We start from the raw sequence: 20953 nt of genomic DNA, 5'->3' as shown, positions 1-20953 counted from the left end.
GTATTCCTTTTATATCCTATGTGGAGGACCTCCGACATGACATTAAAAAAATGCGATTTAACATTCCACACACATGATTTAACATTCCTCGAATAATTGGATAACGATTAGCCAAGAATTTCTGCTGCGATTGTGAGATAGATTCATCAAAAACAACGCAGAACAACCCGCTGAACACGCGGGTTATCCGAGTAGTACTCAACTTAATATCCATTGAATCGAATAAGTACTACTAAAGTTCCAATTTTTTTCCTAAAACTTTGATTTTTTCTAAATACACCGGCAGTAGCTTCGCCTCTTTTTTACCGGTAACAGCCCAATTCAGCTGCAGATACAGCCCCTTCTCAAGTATTCGTTTTAGGAATGCCATCTGATACAGTTTGAATGGATCGGTTTTAAAGATAACTCCATGCCTTCTCATCTCATTCGAATATAACTGAACACAACGGCGGGTTATAACCTCCTCCTGATCTTCCCACTCTCGGCGGTATGCCAAGAAAACCCCGATCAAATTGACGAGATCAAACCAGCACGGAGCATATTTTGCGCCTTCCCAATCAATAAACTTGATTTTCCACGATTTCTCCTTAACATTGTAGGCCGCTATGTTTGCAGTGTGAAGATCTCCGTGGATAATGCTGCAGCCTTCATCAACTACCTCCGGGAAATAATCTGGCCCTCTCTGCAGCAGTTCCTTCACGAGTGAGTAATATGGATTTATCATTTCTTTTAAATGGTTCTTTTTCATCGCTTCATCTAAATAATACAAGGTTAACTTATTTATGCATTTTCTTTCTTCTCTCATAACATTAGAGCTAAATTGAGGCAGCCAATCACCGAATAATCGCTCATGTTGTTTAAAGCGTTCATTCATCGTAGAGGAGTGAAGCTTCGCTAACGTGGGAATGATTTTGTCAAAGTGATCCGGATTATACTGCACCCGTCCTCTAAGAGGTTCGATGTATTCCATGAATACCCACAAATCGCGTCCGTTTACATTTCTTTTGGTTTTATAAACTAGTGGCATGAACGGCTGAAGTACTTTTTTTCCTTTACGGTATATATTTTTCTCAACCGTGCTTTCCGGCCGGTCTTTTTCGAGCGGTTTCGAAATTTTAAGAATGATGGGAATACACTTTTTTTCATGTTTGATTTCAAGTTTCCATATACTGCTTTTGTATGAGTCTTTTAAACATTCCATGGTTTGATCATCTAATCTCACTTCGGTGCTAAAGAACTTGAATGATTTGGAAAACTCCATCTTACGCCATGTTTTTCGAATGAATCGCTTGTCTATTCTGCTGGTTGGACTCATTAGTCCTCACTCCATTTTTCGCTTTTAAAGCATTGTATGTCGAACATAGAGATGCGCATCCATTCATTTGCCTAACAAACGGAGGTGTGCTGTGCTCGTTCTCCAATTAGCCACGGTAGATTCTTCAATAATTTTGATTCTATATAAGATAGAGCGTTCTTCAGCTCAAGTTACATAGAATGCCACCAGAGTCGTTATGGAGAGGCATCCGCCTGTCTGCCATCCTCATAACCTTTCGCAAATCCAGCTTTAAAGTCTTCCATGTAGGAATGATCATACCCATGGTCATGGACTTGAGATAAAGGCCGGGATCTGCCGACCCCAGGCCTGGAGCTGTAACGGCCATCGGCTCGATGGCGCTTGCCTTTCTTGCCATGACGGCGTTTACTGCCTGATGACTTCAGGCTACGCAGCCCCTTTGCGAATGATTTCTTCCGTGCCATTTCTGAAGTCTTTCGATGATTCCTAACGGATAATGCCATGTTCATGCCGAATCCTCCTACAAGGTTCAGTTCGTAGCTTCTAACCCGGCCTCGTTGTAAGATAGCTGGCACTCGGATGTTATCCAGGGCGATGCCGGACTGCCTAATTTGTACCGATTTAACGGAATGCCTGTCAACATTTCAGCCATCACGGATTGATAGCCGACAAGCAGCCGAATATTCTCCGCGAGAGTGCGCGTGGTTATTTCAGAATGTGCCGTAACCTCTGCGATACTTTCCAAAATACTTGCCAGCGCTTGCTGACTTCTAGCAATGGATGATACCATAGCAATCTTGGCTTCATGTTCCCGCTGTATGCGCGCGATCATGAGTCCGTGTCTCCGAAATCGAATGCATCAAATCCCATGGCGTCATCTTGTTCAGCTTCCGTTCCGAGGATAATTCGCAGATTCCGGCACAGACCGGAGCCTATTTTCGTCAAGCCCTCGATTTGCTCAACAATTTGCTCGTGAATGGATAACGAATCCTTCAACTCTCCCTTGGAACGAGGATATTGAGTCAGGACCCATTGACAAACCTTTTCGGCTTCTACCGCTTTCCCTTGAAGAATGAGATAGGTATTATATTGAATAGTAACGGATGCTTCGAGAATCCGCATGAACGATTCCTCTTTACTCACATACATTCCCCCTTAGCCAACGAAGTCGGATCCCATTATTCTTCACCTTGCTCGGTCGCTTTAAGCTCTTTCATTACGATTTCCAAACTGTCTGCCGATGTTTGTTGTAGGTCGGCCATGGCGTTCAAATAAGCAGTAATGCTGCTATTGACTTGTTCCACCTGGGATCCTGACGATCGGCTTCCTAATAATTGTCCCCCTAACGATGGTCCTTCTCGTGAATTTGGTTCTTCGGAGGTTTGGATTTCATGATTGGGTAATGAATGTATAATTTGAGCCATGCGGACTGCTGCATGACGCTGAGCTTCTAGAATGCGCGCTAACTGCCGCTGGGAGTGCGAAAGGTGTTCGACCATATCATCAATTTTTTTCTCCACGACATAACTCTCCTTCGCTCATCATATTTTTCAACATATGCTTCGACAAGCTTTCTGGTGCCATGAATAATGCCGTCTTTCGAATCAGGTGAATAGATCCTTAGCCTGCAGCATCGTTCTATATTGCTGTGGAACACGTCCTAACCATTCGCTTATGCTTTCCTGTAATGATGGACTCCCTTCATCTAGTCCTCCAACATCCGATAACAGCTCCGGGCGGAACAGAGCACAGCACGCATTTAACCGATTATGAGTATCCACTTCATCCCTAGGCAGTATGGGGGTTCCTGACTGTGCAAAACTCACACAAACCGTTTTGATAGCGGGGGCATGTTCCAACTCATCCGTCAGACCGCCAATCCAGTTATCCATAACAGGTGTACAGCCATATAGAATAACTAACTTCTTCCCGTGTGCAGCACGAAGAGCCTTATTAAGAACAACCCCTATGCCTTGATCACTTCTCCCGACAATGTGTCGTACCGCTCCGATACGGCCGCGTACATATTGCCTTGTTCCTTCCGAGGATCCGGCATCAGCGATGAGCAGCTCATATGGATGCGGCGTTAAGGCTTCGATTCTTCTGATCTTGCCAATGGCATCTTCATTTTGATCATGAATGGGGATAATGATGCTGATTCCGTCAAATGAGCAATCTCCGTTATTTTGTCCGTGTTGAACGCCATAAGAATAGCCAACGATAAATCCATCCTTCCGTCCTTCAACCGGATCAGCTTTGGGAAGAGTCGCCGATAAAGATGTCCGTAAGCGAGCGCCTCGTCTCCTCATCGTAAAAAGTCCTTCATATAAATTCCGCCTCCCGTTTCTCATCACTGCGTGAGGACCGAATAATCTTTTGGCAATTCATTTCTATTGTATGTTGACATTCTCGCTCCGTGACGGCATCCGCAGGGACCATTCTATCCTCTAGACACATCATAATCTGTAATTATGTATACAACTTGATTGGAGCAGCATTACGCGAATACTGAGAGTAATGCGGGGAACTCCTTAAAAATCACTTCCGCGGATGATTGGCACTTGAATCTCCGGGATGGCATCTTCAGCATGTTTACGATTTTGATCCTCCCTGCTTACTAAAAAGGATGGGTGGAATCTCGCTTCCCCCATCCTTCTACTCCCTTATGTTTCCATCCGGCCTATTGAAATCCAGTACAACCAGCCTTCTGAGATCAATGTACCTGCTGGTCGTGTAATTCCGATGGCCACCTCCTTATGCTGCCGTTTTCGAATGCCAGCTTGAAACACTGGATCACTGCACGATGCCACCACTACGTAATGTTCATCTTGATAAGAGGTCTGAAGTGGTACTGTAATTTCGATCGCTTCATGTTCATCGGGAAAGGTAAAGGGGATATATCCAAACTGCTGAAGTAAAGGTGTGTCAGGTATCCCTTGGACCGGATTAAATGAGAGATGACTCGGTTGAACCGACTCAAGTGCTAGTTTGGAAGAAATGATGGATTCGGATGACAAATGAATACTGTGTATGGCATAATCCTCAATTGCCTCACTTCTTACACTACGATGCTGCAGATGGGAAGCACTGATTACATCATCAGTCAAGGCGTGATCCATCACATCCTTCTCTAAATCTGACCAGTTGGCGGAAGTTCCTCTGATGGCCATCTTCTTATAATAGCCATCGTACCGCCGAAAGGGCCTTCCCCTTCTTATCCTGGTGATCCTTCTGGCTTTGTTCACTGTCGGCTCTCTCCTCTGCTTCTAATCGTTACATTCATCCTATTCAAGAGATAGGGCTACTGCCACTGTCGGTTAGATGGTTTGCATCAGGTTAGCCCATCGTTCTGCTGTATGATCCCACCTGAAACGTTGACGTACCGTTTCACGACCGGCCATTCCGATTTGTGTACGCAGATTCTCGTCTTGAAGCAATCCGTTAATCCGTTCAGCGAGTCCGCCAGGAAAATCATCTCTTTGAACCAGATAACCCGTCACACCGTTCTCCACGATCTCCGGGATACCGCCTGCGTTCGCAGCGATGACAGGAACCCCAGCTGCCATTGCTTCAACATTTACGAGTCCAAAGGCCTCCCTCGGCGCTGAGGGGACAGCCACAATATCAGCAAGCGAGTACCAGTCTGCAATCGCTGGATAAGGGATAAAGGGTCGAAAGTATATCCAATGCAAATAAGGTCCGGCAGCTTTTTTCAGTTCCCGGACATAGGCGGTTTCCCGATCGGATCCGTAACCTGCACTTCCGATAATAAGCAATAAAACCTCTGGGTGCTTGTCAATAATATGTGGCATTACGTCAATCAGATGGTGAACCCCTTTGTCAGGGATAAGCCGTCCCGCAAACAGGATGATACGGCGTCCACTCCATCCGTAATGAGCAAGCTTTGCCTCTTTTAGTGCCTTGGCAGCAGGGCTGAATGCCGGAGTAAAATGATCAAGACTAACACCAAGATGATTAATCGTGATCTTCTCCAAAAGCCAAGCATGTCTTGAAGTAATATCCTCCAGTAGAAAACGGCTGTTTACTACAATGCCGTCCATCCAGCGGGCAATGTTCCCAAAGCGCTTCTCGCTCATATATGGAGGCATAATAAATGTATTGGAATGGAGATTAAGTACGACTTTCACATGCGGCAGATGCATTTTGAGGCGCTGGGCCAGCAGCGGCCGATTGTGAACTTCAATAATATCCGGTCTCCATTTCTGGAGTCTCCGCAGCAAGGAAGGATAATAATTCGTACCAGATGGCAGGCGGTAGCACGGAACGCCGTTAATCGCGTCTTTTGAAGGGAGCCCTTTTCCCAGCACTCCGAATATGCGCACATCCATGGTATCCTGTGCCAATGGAATGGTCTGCTCCACTACCCGCTCGACGGAGCTGCTCCTCCCCGATGGAATAACAAATGATCCCGGCGTCACAACCGCCACCTTCCGCAAACCCATAACTCCACATCCTTCTCACATCATATCTATATGAAAAACACCTGCTGATATATCAAAGGTATCAATCCCCTTGTACCAGTAGCGTTTCGTTGCCTTATTCAAAATAAACGCATACCTGTCATTTGTATGGTCTGATACCTTAACATATACCGGATCAGGGTCTATTGGTGACTATTATCTAGTAAAGAATAGGCCAACCACGGGCGACACCCGTCCATCCGGGACAATCTCCTGCATGCATACGATGTGGTACAAAGACTACATGATCTGTGGTAACAAGGAGGATGACCATGCATCTGGAATATGTCGGCATTCTACTCAACAACAATACGTATCGCAGAATTTCCAGCGGGGAAACCGGCACTGAATCACTGACCAATTATGAAGAAGCTGCTGCCGTGAACGGGTTGATTCCTTGTTTTTTTACCATTCATCATATTTCACTAGAGACTGGAAAGGTGACTGGTTATATTCCGGCTCCAGTTGGATATTCACGAGTGCATATCCCCCTCCCGCGTGTTGTTCATATGCGAGCTATTTATCATAAAAAACAGGAGCTGGCGCTGATTGATCAACTAATCAATCGCGGGATGTTTATTTATAACGGGCGTACACGCTACGGTAAAAACGTCATTCATCATATGCTGGAGCAGGACCAGGGGATATCACCATCCCTGCCTCATACGGTTAAAGCTACCCCCGCCTCGATTCACTCCATGCTTAGTCAGCACGGGGATCTCGTTCTAAAGCCATGCAATGGAAGCATCGGGGTTGGTATTATGCGATTGAAAGGTAACTCCCTACGCAGTCAATTCACTTACTCCCGCTCATTACCATCGGCTAAGGGGTGGAGAACGGTTACCCTGCCGCCCGGAAAGCTCCATCCCCTGATCTATCAGCGGATCAGGAAAGCTCCATTCCTTGTACAGCAGCGCATTCCGCTTGCCGAATATGATGACCGCCCCTTTGATATCAGAGTTACCGTTCAGCGCGGGGGAAGCGGGCGCTGGGAGGTCGCCGGCATGTTTGCAAAAACATCGGCCCCACGAACGTTCGTCTCCAACATTGCTCAAGGCGGCTCAGCTTATCGGGTACCGGACATATTATCCAGCTGTTTGCCTGGTGTGCCTGTCGGGCCAACCATAGAAAGAATCGCTGAGTTTTCCCTCCACATCGCCAAAACGCTATCCTTGTTTATTCCGTTTGCCGCTGATTTTGGAATGGATATTGGCATTACTGAGGATGGAAAGCTCTATTTCATTGAATGCAATGGCTGCGATCAACGTTATGGTTTTTTGGAGGCTGGGATGGCAGATGCATGGAAATGCTCATACCACAATCCAATGGCCTTTGCCCGTTATCTCTATGATAACGGTGTCTGGCCGCATTATTGAATTGCAAAAACCAGCTTCTCCCTAAAGATCAGGGAGAAGCTGGTTTTTCACGATTTTAATGAGGCACCTGGGATTTAAAATCTCCTTTACTGGATTTATCGGCATGATAAAATACGACGTCCCCGTCCATAAGAGAAAACCGCTTACCATACGGATCGTTATACGTGCGGCTGTACCCTTCAAGCTGCCATTGATTCATGAGCGGACCATGAATGTATTGCAGATGGGGTTTGGCCGTATTGCCCTCCCGGATCGTCTCGATGTTGAAATTGACCACGATATACCCTTTTTTGAGAAGAATCGAGGATTTCTCGTCCAGTCGGTTCGTCCGTCCATAAGCGGCCAGGTCGGTCCCTTTCTTCACCACATACACATCGGCAGGAAGACTGTATTCACCATACCAGCGCTGTACAGCCGCGTTGGCCCGCTCCGTATCAACGGAGGCAGGCAATCCTGACTTCGGGCCGATCAGTGTGCGTATTTCGAATGGCAGCAGCATCCAGTCGAGCCGCCCTACCCAGGTCTTGCCCTTGCTGATCTTCTCCAAGTACTGCTTCATGTAGGCTGGTGCGGACATCCCCGCCGGGGCTCCGCCGCGGTTGTACAAATACGATGCGGTATCCAGCAGCTCGCCTTGCGGAACATTGCGCAGCCTGTCATTCAGAATGACATATCGCTTCTCCGTGTCCTGCGGGGAACCGATCCGAATGAACTTCCGGTTTCCGCTGTGGTAATACAGATCAACGGGCTGCCGTCCGCTGCCGTCTGGATTAACGAAATAAAAACTCGGTGTAATTGAAATGCCGTCTTGTACACCAAACATATTGCCCTTCGTCTTCAAATCGAATTTGAAGTGGTAGCCTGTCTTTACGGCCGCATTCTTATATCCCTGTGCCGGATGTTTACCCGGTGCGATGGGAAGTGTGTACGGCAGCGAGTTCCCGCGTGCTCCACCGTCAATATCCCGAAGTCCTGTCCAATAGGACGCACCGCTTGGTGTCGCATTCCCTTTTTGTTTGCGGAAGACCGTCTCCCAGTTATAATCGGCAATATCTGTGATATGGAAATCATATACGCGCCCGATCACTTCAACCGGTTCTATATCCGTAGCCACATGGTTAGCCAAATCCAGATTCGCGCCTGGCTGTGTCGTAAAGTCGGATGGAGCGTTCTCCGCAATCGTACGGAAGTATACCTGATAATCGCCCTCATCCACCCATACCGGCAGGAAAAACTCCGTGTCCAGCTGAGCCGTCGGGATTGTGATCCAGGTGTCTTTGGGATAAAAGGTGCTCCTGTCGCTGCTGTAGACATCAAATGGAAAATAGACCTGCTTCGATCTTACATATTTTGCATAGTCTCGATCTCCGTATCCCTGGATATTCCGATGCTGACCCGAGGTAGGAATACGTACCGTAAACGGCCGATCCAAGATGAATGCAGACCGGTTCGGGTTCGGGGTCGTCTTCTGATTGTGGGCCTGATCATCCGTTACCGAGGAATAATTGACTACCGGCGTATGGACGGTGACGGTGTTAATGGCATTGACCGGAAATGATTGATTAGACCCGCCATTAATGTTGCCGGGTATGAGATCATAATCAATCGTCCCTGTGCTCGTCGTATTCGCTTTATTCAATAACGTATTGCTAATGAGATAGTTTCTGCCGTATAGGACGTCTCTTTGAATCGTCGCTGCCGGAGGAATGATCCCTGGTGTGGGTGCCGTCCCTTGCGCCCAGCTGTCACTCATTACGGTAGATCCGTTAAACAGGACTCTATCGTTTTTCACTTGGTTTTGACCTACAGCCGACTCTGCTACGGATGTAAAATCCGTTGTCGGTACTGCTGGCCTACTCGAGCCGCCTGAAACGGTTTCTGTCCCTAAATCCACTTCTTCGCATGATGCAGGCTCCACATGATCGTCAACGTTCGCGCTATGATCGGATGTAAGGACAGGAGGGGTGTAACCGGTTGGAGTAAGGCTCACTGAACCGCCAGGTAATGCATAATTGCTAACGGTTGTTTTGGCTAACTTATAAACCTCCAGGTTATCGATTTGCCAGTAGGAATACGGCCTCGTTATCGTAACTTGTTCTTCTACCTGAACCTCTTCTTCCATGGGTTCATCAGGCGTGCCGGGATCATCCGGACCCGAGCTTGGTTCACCCGGTATCGTCCAAGTGAGAATGTACGTCTTTTTGACGGGAACGGTGTAGGTAACGTCCCCCAACATGTTCGCCCATTGGTTCTTGTACAGATAATTGAGTCCGAACACATTGACGTACAGGGATTCCGAAGTCGGTATCCCGTCCAGAACATCAAACTTTTCAGAGTCTCGATTGTCCGCCTTAATTACGCCCGTTGCTACGGGGTCCATAACCGTATGCGATGTGACAGTTCCCTTTCTCGCCGCACCGATTTGGATTCCGCATGTGTTGGGTAAGCCACCCGGATCCCCTCCACCGGTATTCCCGCAAGACGAGCCGGTCCCAACCTGAATTGAGGTATCGTCGGTTTCATCCAGTGCCTGGGCTGTATCTTTAAAATGAGCCGTAATCGTCGCTTGCCCCGTCGTTGCTACGGCTGTCACTACTCCTGAAGCATTGATAGTCATGACACTGCTATCCGAGCTTCGCCAGGTCAACTTGTCGTGTCTTTGCAGATTGTATGTACTTCCGTCCACCTTCGTTAATTTCGCTGTGAGCTGAATGGTACCCGACGGTGGCACGCACGTCGCGCCTGTGATTTCTAAGCCTGATGTTCCATCTGCAAAGGTGGCTCGAAGGAGTTTGTCTTTGTACATATAAGTGTAAGAATCAAAATCGACGAAAAACTTCGAGAAGTACCAAACTTGCTTCGCACCAGGATTTGCCCAGTATCGATTGTAGGTGTCGTTATTGAATGTCTGGGAGAAATTAATAATTATCACATCTAGGTCGCTATTATTATTTTCTACTTTTGCAACTTCTCCACCAACAGTACTTGGATCTGTTCTTCCAGTTGTACCATGAACGTCAGGAATCTCAGTTGTAAAGTCAATTCGCGTATTGGAAGCCGATACTTCATTGGATATAGCTCCACTACGAATCCAGGTCCTATGCAAAGAGTTTCCTGGTTCCTCTATTAGAAATGCTTCTGTACGATTAATTTTTGCTTCCAATTTTGGATCAGTACATCCTGGATATTTCGGCAATTGACGCCCCTGAATGGTTTCTTTTTCAACGACGACATTACATCTCGGGTCATTATTATCCATAATTAATCCTGTTGTACTTGATGCTTTCCAAATCTGCCCATAGCCATTCCCCGCATCGTTTACAGACCATCTATCCCAATAATATACTCCTCCATAATTTGAGTTATCTCTTGAGCGTACCTTTAATTTTGTCCCACTTAACTTATCCTTCCCAGTCCATGTTGTTGAGCCCGGCGTAAAACCTTTTATAGATCTAATAGGCGTATTTGTTGATTTGTTGACCCATTCAATTTTCTTAATAACTTTTCCTGCAGGTGCATTCACAGTAATATTTTTGGTTTCTAATTCCTTCTTAGCAGAAAATATGTAACCGCTGTACTCATAATCTTTAGAATCAGTATTGAAATCATAGATTATTTCCTGTGTAATATCATTAGCTGCATTGACTACTACTAATTCAATAGGAATATACCATGATAACAGAGATATCAATATTAATACGATTAGCATCTTTATTTTCTTCATAGTTGTGGTCCTTAGCGGATAAGAATTGAACTAGAAAGAGTACTTTGATATAAGGGAGCACCAGCTGAAATGGTTGATACTAATAAATTTAATGATCCCGCTGTACTGAACCCTGACTTAGGAATTACAAGACCATAAATTTGTTTCCTATGGTCCTTTGATTCTATTGGATAAGCCATATTAAGTTCTGTAAAATTGGGTTTACCGTTATAACCGGTTATTGATAGACTTAATCGGTCAAACGGATATAATTTAGGTTTCTTATTAACAACATAATGTGATTTTAAAAGGATAACATAGGCTTGGAGATCACTGCTGAATACATTTTCTTTCGCTCCAAATACCCAAACCAGCTTCTCTTTACTAGGAAGAAGATTACGATTTGGATCTTTCGGGTCGTTCCAATCAATAGCTATTAGTTCATCTACTTGCGCTACAACGGACCCATCCGGTGCACCGAATTGCAGCTTCGAAAGCTTCCAAGAATCGATACCTACATTTTTGTTATTGTTATCCGGCCCATTAAAAATCTCTGGTGCCACCGAGAAAATATTCGTCTTATGCCAATACACTTCAGCCGCAGCTACGGCATATTTATCAACGGGGAGCTCCTTGCCGCTTTTTACCTGAAGCAAGCGCTCTATAACCGCAATGGCCTGAGCCCTTGTCGTAGTGCCCGTAGGCGATATTACGCCAGGCGCGGTCCCCGATATGATGCCATCCTTGGATGCAAGATACATCCACTGCTTGTCCTCCACATTCTTATATCCCAGCGCTTTTACCGCTAGCTTAGCCATCTCTTCACGCGTCATTCGTTCCGTCAAGTTACTGTTTCCGAAATCGCCGGCCTTATAGATTCCTGCCGATTCTGCGGCAGCCACGTAAGGAGCATACCAGGAACCTGAACTTAAGGAAGCCACCTCAATATCCATGGCCGAAACCGCCATTTTCATAAATTCCGCTCGAGTTACCTGTTTGTTAGGCAGGAATCTTTTATCCGGATAACCATCGACATAACCTCGTTGTATTGCATCTTGAATAGCCGTCTGGGCCCAGTGGCCTTGAATATCCGTAAAATGGCTCATCTTCGTCTCAGGAGACTCCGCGATTTTGTCTGCTTTGCTCTCTTGCGCTGCCTCCACCGTGTTCAGATAGAAGCTTCCGACAAATAGGGACAATACCGTTAATACACTGATCGAGATCTTCTTCATGAATATCCTCCTATACAAGTTGTGGAATAAAACCTATGCCATTGCTCCATATCTCCTTCCTACGCCCTTGCTTAGGGACATCTACCGCCGTCTCTCATAATTGCACATCAATTACATTTTTGGATGGATGAGAGAAATTATAGTTATATTATCATATAATCATCTATTTTGGTATAATATTCCTATCCTGATTCTAATTCACTATTACATTTGCATCTCCACATGACAGTGGTTATTTCCTCTTAGACTGATAAAAACCTCGACGATAGTCACATGAAAATGTGCCCCTTCGTTCGAGGTTTAATTGTTACATGTAGTGGAACCGTTATAAACCAGTGGAGGATTCATCCCGGTCCCCGGCCTGAATTTCAGCTTTTTCAGCGCTTTGCTTATATACAGCAGCCAATACCTTCTCATAAGCGCTTTCAAATTCATCGGGCAGCATCGGCTTAATTTGTTCCAATATGGTCAACAGTTTAAATAACGCCTGTACCTCCTCTTCCGTTAAACCAAGCGGGTACATTGCAAAATGACCGATAAAAGTGTAGCCTCGGCCTCGGCCTTGGTGAGTGATGGGAATATGCATGGCACTGAGGGCATCCATATCCCGATAAATGGTTCTTTCGCTGGTTCCACAACGTTCGGCTAGCTCGCGAGCCAGTATGCCTGGTCTTGCTTGTACAAGGGTAATGATTCTCATTAGTCGGATCAGTCGGTCTGTCATATGGCATTCTCCCTATCTTTCTAGTAAATTAGACATATTTTTCTTGACTGCTAAATAGTACATTCGACCCTGAAATCATTTTTCCTTTTTTATATACAGATTCTTCATTCCTAGTTAATTTTTAAGTCTAAAGTCCCTCTTCCTATTCGCATTTCCAGAAGATAATTGCTGATATGTATCCAGATACAAACCAATTAGTTGATAAAGGGTCTCTGCCTCCTCCAAATATTCCGCGTCTCGAAATCGGATTGCGTATAAAAGCATCTCATCTGCCTGTCTACGAATCATTTCTTCCCCTCGAGCCAGCTTTCCCCGTTCCATCTCTCCTCTAGCCTGCTCCAGAATGGAAGCATTCTGGTATAATTTCAGCACCTTCTCCACACGATGATCTGCCCTTCGGTATTTCAATGCCGTATGATTGCTGAATTGGAGCGGAATCGTTCGGGACGGCTGCAAAACCACCTTCCGCTTCTGGACATCCATATATGTCCATAGAGCGGTAATAATGGGATACACCCCCGATTGCCTAGCTCCGACACTTAGCTCAAGAACCAACTGTTTGGATCTTCCTTCCGACAAAGAGCCTAAAGACAACGAAATGTTACGATCATTCAATATCTCACCATGGCATCCATACATATGCTCCACTTGAACGCGTTCCCCTAATTGAAGGTGTAGCTGGACATCTTCAGCCATGCACTGATTAAAGCCATGGAACTGCGTTTTTTGCTTTAACACACCAGCCCTCCACTCGATCAGCAGAAAGACCTGACTAGTGCCCCCAGCAAATACATGGCTGTGACTCCATGTAAAATCCGAAAACAAGCCAGACTGCAATACATCCACCTCTTTCCTCTTCTTCTAATAATGTACCAATACAGATGGACACCTTACTGTCACGGAACATATGTTCCCGTTATGAATTCGACAAAAAAAGACCACAGCCCTAGCAGCTGTGGTCTTTTAGATATGCAGATTATGGTCAGATGTCGGATAAGGAAGCCATTTACTACCTCGAAATTGACTTATTCCTACAATAAAACGGTCTGTACAATGGCAAGGATTAAAACATAAATGCCTAAAGAAATCCCTATAAATTTAATCAATTGGCTTGATCCAATGCGGTACAATTCGATAACGGCTGCGCAGTTCGCTGCCAAGCCCGTCATTAAAGCAAATACAAGGATGAGAGATGCCAGCTTTAACGACATGAAACTGATCAATCCGCTTAGGATAAGCGCCGCTCCAAACGGCAGCTGAAAAGAGCCGATCTTCGCTATGAATTCCTTTATGTCAAGCTTCTGCTTCGTAACCATATTGCCCGTAAACCAGAAGGAACCCAATAAAATAACGGTTGAGAATAACCCCATTAAAAGTGCACGGTTTCCCATGCCGAAATTACTTAACACAGCCGACATCATGCCCAAGCCGGAATAGATAAGCTGCTTAAATCCAAGGCCGAACAACCAAAAGCCGATGATGCTGGAAGCCATCCCGATGAGACCGTAGATTAAACCAGCCTGATCTCCCCGCATGTTCAAAGCACTCATCGGATTTTTCAATAAGTTCTTCAGGACCTGGCCATCGACTTGAATGGTTGAGGCAGTCTTGGCATCTGAAGCTCCAAATGATGAGGACGCTGTACGCTCTTGTCCCGGCTCCGCCGCTGACGCCGTGTATTTCATAGAATTCGCTGCGATGTCGTCAATGCATTGATGTGCGACGCCTTCCGTTAATTTCTTGCCGCAATGTGTACAAAATACCATTTCTTCAAAACCCCTTCTCACATATTATGGTTTATGTATATTGGTTCATGTTACAACCTAGTATAAAGGAAAATTGTATGAATTTGTAATGAAATCTTCCATAAACCGTCATATTCAGACGAATTCTCTGTTTTTTAACGCAAAAAAACCGGAGGCGTTCTCCGGATTTTAAAGGCTTTGTTTTCATACAAAGGGTCTATTAACCTATTTCTGCTGCCGAAACGGGCTTCGTATTCCCCATATGTCTTGGTGTACATTGAATGGGAGCGTACGTTACTTTATCAATTAATAATCCGTTACCCACGGGTTTTCCATTCACTGTAACCATAATTTTCTTCACGTTATTATCTTTCATCATGATCGAAATCTCCTTTTATCTACTAGTTCATTTATGATCATTTGTAGGGGATGGCTTTATGGGCGCTTACTTACATACATTACCCTTTACATGAGCAAGTTAAACAACTTGCCCTGCTAATAGATTCACTTCCACCGCAAATGTGGGTAATATATATTAATAGGAACCTGTCGGAATCTAATTCGTATTTACTATAAATAATCGAATGGTGGTGATCCCTCTTGCATAAGCCGACAAAATCCAAGCTAATTCAACTTTCTCTCATATTGCTAGTGGCGGGGATCGCGCTGCCGGCCGGTGGACGGACCGCTAGCGCCAATTACTTTAACAATATGTATGATGATATCCAGCAGTTCTCCGGACTGCCCGATGAAATAAACCAACTCAAGAACAACTATAACCAAGCCCTGCAGGAACTTGATAAAGCCATGATCGCTTCCGAACGGCTGCAGCAGCAAAATCTAACCCTGGCGGAACAGAACTCCAATCTCGCGGAACAGAACCAGCAATTAACCCAAATGGTAAGCCAGCTTCAAGAGGCTGAAGCCGCACGAAATCGCGGGGCGGAACGTTTAAAGACCGTGGCGATCACCGCCGTGGCATTGGCTGCCGGATACTTTGTCATCATTCGCGCCCTGCGATTCGGCATGCGCCGAACGAACCGATCTAAATAGGACAAGCTCTGATCCAGATCCCCACCATTCAACCCAGGCAAAAGGAGGCGCGGCCATGATTATTCGAATGGAAGATGCAGCCGGCAGCGGAGCGGGACAAGCGGTCACGTTCTCCCTGACTGAAGGGGACACAGCCCACGTCCTTCATCCTGAGCAAATCGTTGCCTATCGGGGTCCCTCCTCCGGACGCAGCGACCGTCTCATGAACGTAAAAGGCATATACCGCAAGAAAAAACTAATTCGTGCCGATATTACGGGGCCCAGTCAATTTACGACTGCGCTCCCCCCAGGCTTCAATATGCATGAAATTCAGCTGGAAGGCGAACAGGACATGCTCTATGATTTTCGGCATGTTTTCTTTTATACTAAACATGTTACGATGCAGACACGAATCCTTAAGATCAAAAACATGCTGGTCACGCGAGACGCCATTAAGATGAAGTTTTCGGGAAACGGCAGTATCGGCATTTTGACCCAGGGTCCCGTATGTAAAGCCAAGCTGCATCCTACCGAGCCATTGTATGTGGACGCCGGGAGTATCGTCGCCTATCCCGAAGCGGCCAAGCTGGACCTGACCGTATATGGCAATCATCTCGCCAGCCAGCATATGAACTATCACTGGAAGCTGACCGGTGACGGTTATGTGTTGTTTCAAGCAGGACGCCAAAATCAGCGGCTCGTGGACGAATTAAATGACGAGGGCATCATCAAGCGTTTTCTGCGGGAAGCAATTCCCTTTGGCGGAGTGTTTATCAAATAATCGGGCCGTGTTATAATGGAGGGCGTGATCAGACTGTATGCTGGGTCTAACACCCACAACGGTCATAAGGACAAACAGAAGACAATCCATACGCCTATCGCGGTGTGTGGGAGAGGTTCGTGAACTCCCTCTATAAAAAACTATCGTGTCTTATTTGGTGTTACACCTAAGAATAAGGCTTGTTTTTTTACGGATTCAGTTCAATGAACTTCTCTTTCTTCTACAGGTTCAGCCCTTTCGGCTGTTCTTAATTTATGAAGGATGAGAGGTTTTTTTATGCTTAAAAATGAAAAAGCGGTCGTTGTTTTCAGCGGTGGTCAAGACAGCACCACCTGCCTGTTCTGGGCGAAGGAACGCTTCGCCGAAGTCGAAACCGTAACCTTCGATTATGGCCAACGCCATAAGCTTGAAATAGAATGCGCGGCACAGATCGCCAAGGAACAGGGCGTGAAGCAAACCGTGCTCGATATGAGCCTGCTTAATCAGCTGGCGCCGAATGCGTTAACGCGCAGCGATATCGACATTGCCGAAGGCGACGGTTTGCCTACTACGTTTGTGGAGGGACGGAACCTGCTGTTCCTCAGCTTTGCTGCTGTACTGGCCAAGGGCATCGGCGCAAAACATCTGATCACGGGCGTATGCGAAACGGATTTCAGCGGTTATCCCGATTGCCGGGACAGCTTCATCAAATCGCTCAACGTTACGCTGAATCTGGCCATGGATTATCCGTTCGTCATTCACACGCCGCTCATGTGGCTCGACAAGTCGGAAACCTGGGAGCTCGCCGACCAGATGAATGCACTCGAATACATTCGCGACCATACGCTAACCTGCTACAACGGCATCAAGGGAGACGGCTGCGGGGAATGTCCTGCATGCAAGCTGAGAAAAGCGGGGCTCGACAACTATATGCAGCGCCGTAACCGTGTATCTGAAGGGGGGCGCCTGGTATGAGCCGCGAGCCCGGAGCTTTCCGCATTGTAGAGCAGTTGCAGAAGCTTGGCGAAGACATCGATGCCGGAAGCCTGCGTTACCACCGGAAACGGGTACTTGTCTCCAAAGAGTTTACCTTTGATGCTGCCCATCATCTGCATTGCTATGAGGGAAAATGCAAGAACCTGCACGGCCATACGTACAAAGTGGTCTTTGGTATCAGCGGTTTTCCCAATGAAGTCGGCATTACCGTGGATTTTGGCGACATTAAAGATTGCTGGAAAACAGATATCGAACCTTATCTGGATCACCGTTACTTAAACGAGACCCTACCGCCAATGAACACAACAGCGGAAAACATGGTGGTCTGGCTGTATGAAAAAATGGAGGAAGCCCTCCGCAGCAAAGAGTCGCACGAGCAACAAGGCACACGAACCGAATTCGTTCGCCTGTTCGAGACGCCGACCAGCTACGCTGAGGTCAGACGGGAGTGGATGATCGATGAATAATGTGCATGTAAAGCCTGGGAACGATTTAAATGCCTCCTCCCCTGTCATCGCGGTGGACCGTCCGATTCCCGTGATGGAGATTTTCGGTCCTACCGTTCAAGGTGAAGGCATGGTCGTTGGCCGCAAGACGATGTTCGTTCGTACGGCGGGCTGCGACTATCGCTGCTCCTGGTGCGATTCCGCATTTACGTGGGACGGGTCCGCCAAGGACACCATTTCGCTCATGAGTGCAGACGAGATTTGGCAAGAGCTGTACCGGCTGGGCGGAGAACGCTTCGATCATGTCACGCTGTCCGGCGGGAATCCCGCTCTTCTCTCCCAGCTCGGCACGCTGGTGGATGAGCTGCACCGGCACGGAATTACCGTTGCCGTGGAGACCCAAGGCTCACGCTGGCAGGATTGGCTGAATGATATCGATGAAGTCACCATCTCCCCCAAGCCGCCAAGCTCAGGTATGGATACGGACTGGGGCAAGCTCGATGATATCGTCTCCCGGCTGTCCGCTCGGGCGCCCGGAAGATCCTTCAGCCTCAAGGTTGTCGTGTTTGACGATAAGGACTTGAGCTATGCGGAAACGGTTCATGAGCGATACCCGAATGTGCCGTTTTACTTGCAGACCGGTAATCCCGATGTAGGTACTGGTGATACTACTTCGCTGGTCTCCCATCTACTGGATCGGTATGAGTTGCTTGTCGATGCCGTCATGCAATCCGACCGGTTGAACGATGTGCGTGTCTTGCCGCAATTGCACACGCTCGTCTGGGGCAATAAACGCGGAGTGTGACGGTTGTCCTAAAAAATGCGCTACACCTGATTGAGCATTTATTAATATATTAAAGGAGCTATCCTATTATGGCTGGAAGACAAAAAGAAGAAATGGAAGACGTTACCCTGCTCGGCAACCAAGGCACGAAATACACGTTTGAATATGATCCCGGCATTCTGGAGAGCTTTGACAACAAGCATCCCTACCGGGATTACTTCGTTAAATTCAATTGTCCCGAATTTACAAGCTTGTGTCCGATTACAGGCCAGCCGGACTTTGCGACCATCTATATCAGCTACATTCCGGATATTAAGATGGTGGAGAGCAAATCCTTGAAGCTGTACCTGTTCAGCTTCCGCAATCACGGGGATTTTCATGAGGACTGCGTCAATATCATCATGAATGACCTTATCAAACTGATGGATCCAAGATATATCGAGGTATGGGGCAAATTCACCCCGCGGGGTGGCATTTCCATCGATCCGTATTGCAATTACGGTCGTCCGGGAACCAAATACGAGGAGATCGCCGCGAACCGTCTGATGAACCATGACCTGTATCCGGAAAAGGTGGACAACCGATAGGAAGCTGAAGCCTATTTCCAGAATACGTCAGTTCCATTTTCCGAAATGATTATAAAAAGGGTTGCCCGTCTATGGTGGGCAACCCTTTTTTCGCCATTTCAACAGGAGGAATAAACGATTACATAGGGTATTCCGTATTCCGAAGTCGGTAATTTAGACGCCGCTTCTTGTACAGCATTTTCCCCGCTTCGGCCACATCGCTGATCGTCCCTTTATTGCTGATTGAACCGAATACAATCCCGGCAATCGGAATCAGTTGAAACAACTTCTTCATCCCGAAGTTATCGGTATACGACTGAACGACTTCACGCCAGCCCTGCAGCTGTGAGAATACCTGCTCCGTCATTTGTTCATCATCAAAACTGGCGAGCTCCTCAAGCACCGCTTTTTTTCCCACAATATCGGCTGATGCAAACTGCAAGCACTTCACGATAAATACCCGCTCCCGGGGATCGTTCGGATCATACCCGTAACAGAGCGCCATCTCCTGCAGCACCTTGAGCGATTGACCAAGCACCATCGGCAGATCGGCCGCAATCGTAAATATACCCCCGATTCCCGTTGCGGCTCCTTGCGCTGCAGCGAATTTAACGCGTTTTACCGTCAGCGTATCCGCTGCGGTATCCATGACTTGGAGCGGCAACTTCGCGGCAGATGCCAATGTAAGCCCGGAAGCCGTCGCCTCCTCTCCGTTCTCATCTTCCATGTATTCCTCCTGAGCGGACTTGACGGAAGGGCCGGAAACCGCATTCGGACCGTCCAATCCCGCTGTCTGTGCCAGAACGTTCATAACCGACTTCTCGCGAACCAGGTGCTTCCCGCCGCTCTGAATAAATCCGCCTACCTCATTCAAGGCGCTTCCGATTTTCTCTTGAACAGCCTTCGGCGTGAGGCGATCCAGCAGCATGAAGGGAATTCTTCCAAGCTTCTCCCAGAACATGACGTCCTTCTGCTCTTTCTCCCATGTCAAAATCTCTTGAAGCTGCGACTCCAGTTGTTGTCGTGATTCCATCTCGGTCATCCTCACTACTCCTATCTGCAAATAAAAATAACTATAAACTGTATACGCAGGGCCTGGAAGAAAGACGCAATAAATTTCAAATTCAATCTTATAACATCACTCATAAGGTTAACAAAAAAAGAGACCAACCCCCTTTGAGGTCGATCTCTCTCTTCTATTTTCACAATCCGTCATGAGACGGCAAGCATACCGATGTGAAATTTATTTTCCCAAGAAGGCATTAAGCATCCAGGTATGCTTCTGTACATTGCTGACCATCCCGGTCAACAGATCGGATGTAGCGTCGTCCCCTTCTTGATCCGCGGCTTCGATGCCCGCCTTCAGTTCGCTGGCAAGCTGCTCGAAATCCGCAGCCAGCTGTCCGACCATCTGTTCAGCCGTGTTCTCATTGGAAACCTCTTGCAGCGAAGCCAGCTTCAGATATTCAGCCATGCTGGCTGCCGGTTTACCGCCAATGGCCAGCATCCGCTCTGCTAGTTCATCCACATAACCTGCTGCTGTGTTGTACAGTTCCTCGAATTTCTCGTGCAGCACGTAGAACTGAGGACCTTTTACATACCAGTGATAGTGGTGAAGCTTCACGCCAAGCAAACTCCAGTTAGCTACCTGCGTGTTCAAAATTTCTTGAAGCTCATCGGCTGACGTTCCGTGTGCTTGTTGGGTTAAGTTACTCATTTATATCGTCTCCTTCATTATTATATTTAGACTTATTCTAAATCCTTGTATTAATCATAACAGATTCTTGTCTCTTTTGCAAAGGAAATCGAAACTT

23 protein-coding genes are annotated in these 20953 nt (G+C 46.8%); 7 read left to right on the top strand and 16 right to left on the bottom strand.

Annotated features, from left to right (window positions below; translation table 11 throughout):
- Positions 1–232 precede the first annotated feature (232 nt).
- From ABEW73_RS16015 to ABEW73_RS15980, 8 genes are all read right to left on the bottom strand, one after another.
- The gene (locus ABEW73_RS16015; RefSeq protein ID WP_430169803.1) at positions 233–1315 is read right to left on the bottom strand and encodes a phosphotransferase; all 1083 of its coding nucleotides are present in this window, start codon (positions 1313–1315) and stop codon (positions 233–235) included.
- A gap of 194 nt (positions 1316–1509) precedes the next feature.
- Positions 1510–1803 carry a hypothetical protein gene (locus ABEW73_RS16010; protein ID WP_430169805.1) on the bottom strand — a complete coding sequence of 98 codons (294 nt, stop codon included), beginning with the start codon at positions 1801–1803 and terminating at the stop codon, positions 1510–1512.
- Positions 1804–1823: 20 nt separating this feature from the next.
- Positions 1824–2126 carry a hypothetical protein gene (locus tag ABEW73_RS16005; RefSeq protein WP_430169807.1) on the bottom strand — a complete coding sequence of 101 codons (303 nt, stop codon included), beginning with the start codon at positions 2124–2126 and terminating at the stop codon, positions 1824–1826.
- The gene (locus tag ABEW73_RS16000; protein WP_430206388.1) at positions 2123–2443 is read right to left on the bottom strand and encodes a hypothetical protein; all 321 of its coding nucleotides are present in this window, start codon (positions 2441–2443) and stop codon (positions 2123–2125) included. The genes ABEW73_RS16005 and ABEW73_RS16000 overlap by 4 nt, the downstream gene beginning before the upstream one ends.
- A gap of 29 nt (positions 2444–2472) precedes the next feature.
- Positions 2473–2814, bottom strand: coding sequence for a nucleoside-diphosphate sugar epimerase (locus tag ABEW73_RS15995; RefSeq protein ID WP_083659676.1), 342 nt, complete (start codon positions 2812–2814; stop codon positions 2473–2475).
- A gap of 84 nt (positions 2815–2898) precedes the next feature.
- Complete coding sequence (locus tag ABEW73_RS15990) at positions 2899–3603, bottom strand: glycosyltransferase family 2 protein (protein ID WP_430169809.1); 705 nt, start codon at positions 3601–3603, stop codon at positions 2899–2901.
- A 354-nt stretch (positions 3604–3957) separates the two neighbouring features.
- Positions 3958–4539: a WIAG-tail domain gene (locus ABEW73_RS15985; RefSeq protein WP_430169811.1), complete on the bottom strand. Its 582-nt coding sequence runs from the start codon at positions 4537–4539 to the stop codon at positions 3958–3960.
- Between the two features lie 72 nt (positions 4540–4611).
- Complete coding sequence (locus tag ABEW73_RS15980) at positions 4612–5757, bottom strand: glycosyltransferase family 4 protein (protein WP_430169813.1); 1146 nt, start codon at positions 5755–5757, stop codon at positions 4612–4614.
- A gap of 290 nt (positions 5758–6047) precedes the next feature.
- Here ABEW73_RS15980 and ABEW73_RS15975 point away from each other — a divergent pair, with 290 nt between their 5' ends.
- On the top strand, positions 6048–7151 hold the full coding sequence (locus ABEW73_RS15975) for a YheC/YheD family protein (RefSeq protein ID WP_430169815.1): 1104 nt from the start codon (positions 6048–6050) through the stop codon (positions 7149–7151).
- A 55-nt stretch (positions 7152–7206) separates the two neighbouring features.
- Here ABEW73_RS15975 and ABEW73_RS15970 read toward each other — a convergent pair whose 3' ends face one another.
- From ABEW73_RS15970 to ABEW73_RS15945, 6 genes are all read right to left on the bottom strand, one after another.
- Positions 7207–9882 (bottom strand): DUF5704 domain-containing protein, encoded by a 2676-nt coding sequence (locus ABEW73_RS15970; protein WP_430169817.1) that lies wholly within the window; start codon positions 9880–9882, stop codon positions 7207–7209.
- 1004 nt (positions 9883–10886) lie between these two features.
- The gene (locus tag ABEW73_RS15965; protein ID WP_430169819.1) at positions 10887–12086 is read right to left on the bottom strand and encodes an S-layer homology domain-containing protein; all 1200 of its coding nucleotides are present in this window, start codon (positions 12084–12086) and stop codon (positions 10887–10889) included.
- A gap of 325 nt (positions 12087–12411) precedes the next feature.
- Complete coding sequence (locus tag ABEW73_RS15960) at positions 12412–12810, bottom strand: helix-turn-helix transcriptional regulator (RefSeq protein ID WP_076323038.1); 399 nt, start codon at positions 12808–12810, stop codon at positions 12412–12414.
- Positions 12811–12924: 114 nt separating this feature from the next.
- Positions 12925–13548, bottom strand: coding sequence for a hypothetical protein (locus ABEW73_RS15955; RefSeq protein WP_430169821.1), 624 nt, complete (start codon positions 13546–13548; stop codon positions 12925–12927).
- A 293-nt stretch (positions 13549–13841) separates the two neighbouring features.
- Entirely contained in the window at positions 13842–14576 is a 735-nt protein-coding gene (locus ABEW73_RS15950; protein WP_430169823.1) for a hypothetical protein, read from the bottom strand.
- Positions 14577–14775: 199 nt separating this feature from the next.
- A complete protein-coding gene (locus tag ABEW73_RS15945) occupies positions 14776–14934 on the bottom strand; it encodes a hypothetical protein (protein WP_430169825.1) in 159 nt (52 codons plus the stop codon).
- 221 nt (positions 14935–15155) lie between these two features.
- On the opposite strand from ABEW73_RS15945, the gene ABEW73_RS15940 reads away from it, so the two are divergent.
- From ABEW73_RS15940 to queF, 6 genes are all read left to right on the top strand, one after another.
- The gene (locus ABEW73_RS15940) at positions 15156–15608 is read left to right on the top strand and encodes a hypothetical protein (protein WP_430169827.1); all 453 of its coding nucleotides are present in this window, start codon (positions 15156–15158) and stop codon (positions 15606–15608) included.
- A 55-nt stretch (positions 15609–15663) separates the two neighbouring features.
- Positions 15664–16368, top strand: a complete 705-nt coding sequence (locus ABEW73_RS15935; RefSeq protein ID WP_430169829.1) for an AIM24 family protein — start codon at positions 15664–15666, stop codon at positions 16366–16368.
- A 276-nt stretch (positions 16369–16644) separates the two neighbouring features.
- Positions 16645–17322, top strand: coding sequence for a 7-cyano-7-deazaguanine synthase QueC (gene queC, locus ABEW73_RS15930; RefSeq protein ID WP_430169831.1), 678 nt, complete (start codon positions 16645–16647; stop codon positions 17320–17322).
- Positions 17319–17810, top strand: a complete 492-nt coding sequence (gene queD / locus ABEW73_RS15925) for a 6-carboxytetrahydropterin synthase QueD (RefSeq protein WP_430169833.1) — start codon at positions 17319–17321, stop codon at positions 17808–17810. The genes queC and queD overlap by 4 nt, the downstream gene beginning before the upstream one ends.
- Positions 17803–18594, top strand: a complete 792-nt coding sequence (queE, locus tag ABEW73_RS15920; protein ID WP_430169834.1) for a 7-carboxy-7-deazaguanine synthase QueE — start codon at positions 17803–17805, stop codon at positions 18592–18594. The genes queD and queE overlap by 8 nt, the downstream gene beginning before the upstream one ends.
- Positions 18595–18662: 68 nt before the next feature.
- Positions 18663–19160 (top strand): preQ(1) synthase, encoded by a 498-nt coding sequence (gene queF / locus ABEW73_RS15915; protein ID WP_009591586.1) that lies wholly within the window; start codon positions 18663–18665, stop codon positions 19158–19160.
- Between the two features lie 118 nt (positions 19161–19278).
- On the opposite strand, the gene ABEW73_RS15910 is transcribed toward queF, so the two are convergent.
- Together ABEW73_RS15910 and ABEW73_RS15905 are read right to left on the bottom strand one after the other, a co-directional pair.
- Complete coding sequence (locus tag ABEW73_RS15910; RefSeq protein ID WP_430169836.1) at positions 19279–20181, bottom strand: EcsC family protein; 903 nt, start codon at positions 20179–20181, stop codon at positions 19279–19281.
- 201 nt (positions 20182–20382) lie between these two features.
- Positions 20383–20856, bottom strand: coding sequence for a Dps family protein (locus ABEW73_RS15905; protein WP_430169838.1), 474 nt, complete (start codon positions 20854–20856; stop codon positions 20383–20385).
- Positions 20857–20953 lie beyond the last annotated feature (97 nt).

Origin of the sequence: Paenibacillus lautus, assembly GCF_050482385.1 — a bacterium.
Taxonomy (GTDB): Bacteria; Bacillota; Bacilli; order Paenibacillales; family Paenibacillaceae; genus Paenibacillus_AQ; species Paenibacillus_AQ lautus_B.
This window is presented reverse-complemented; position numbering and strand designations above follow the sequence as displayed.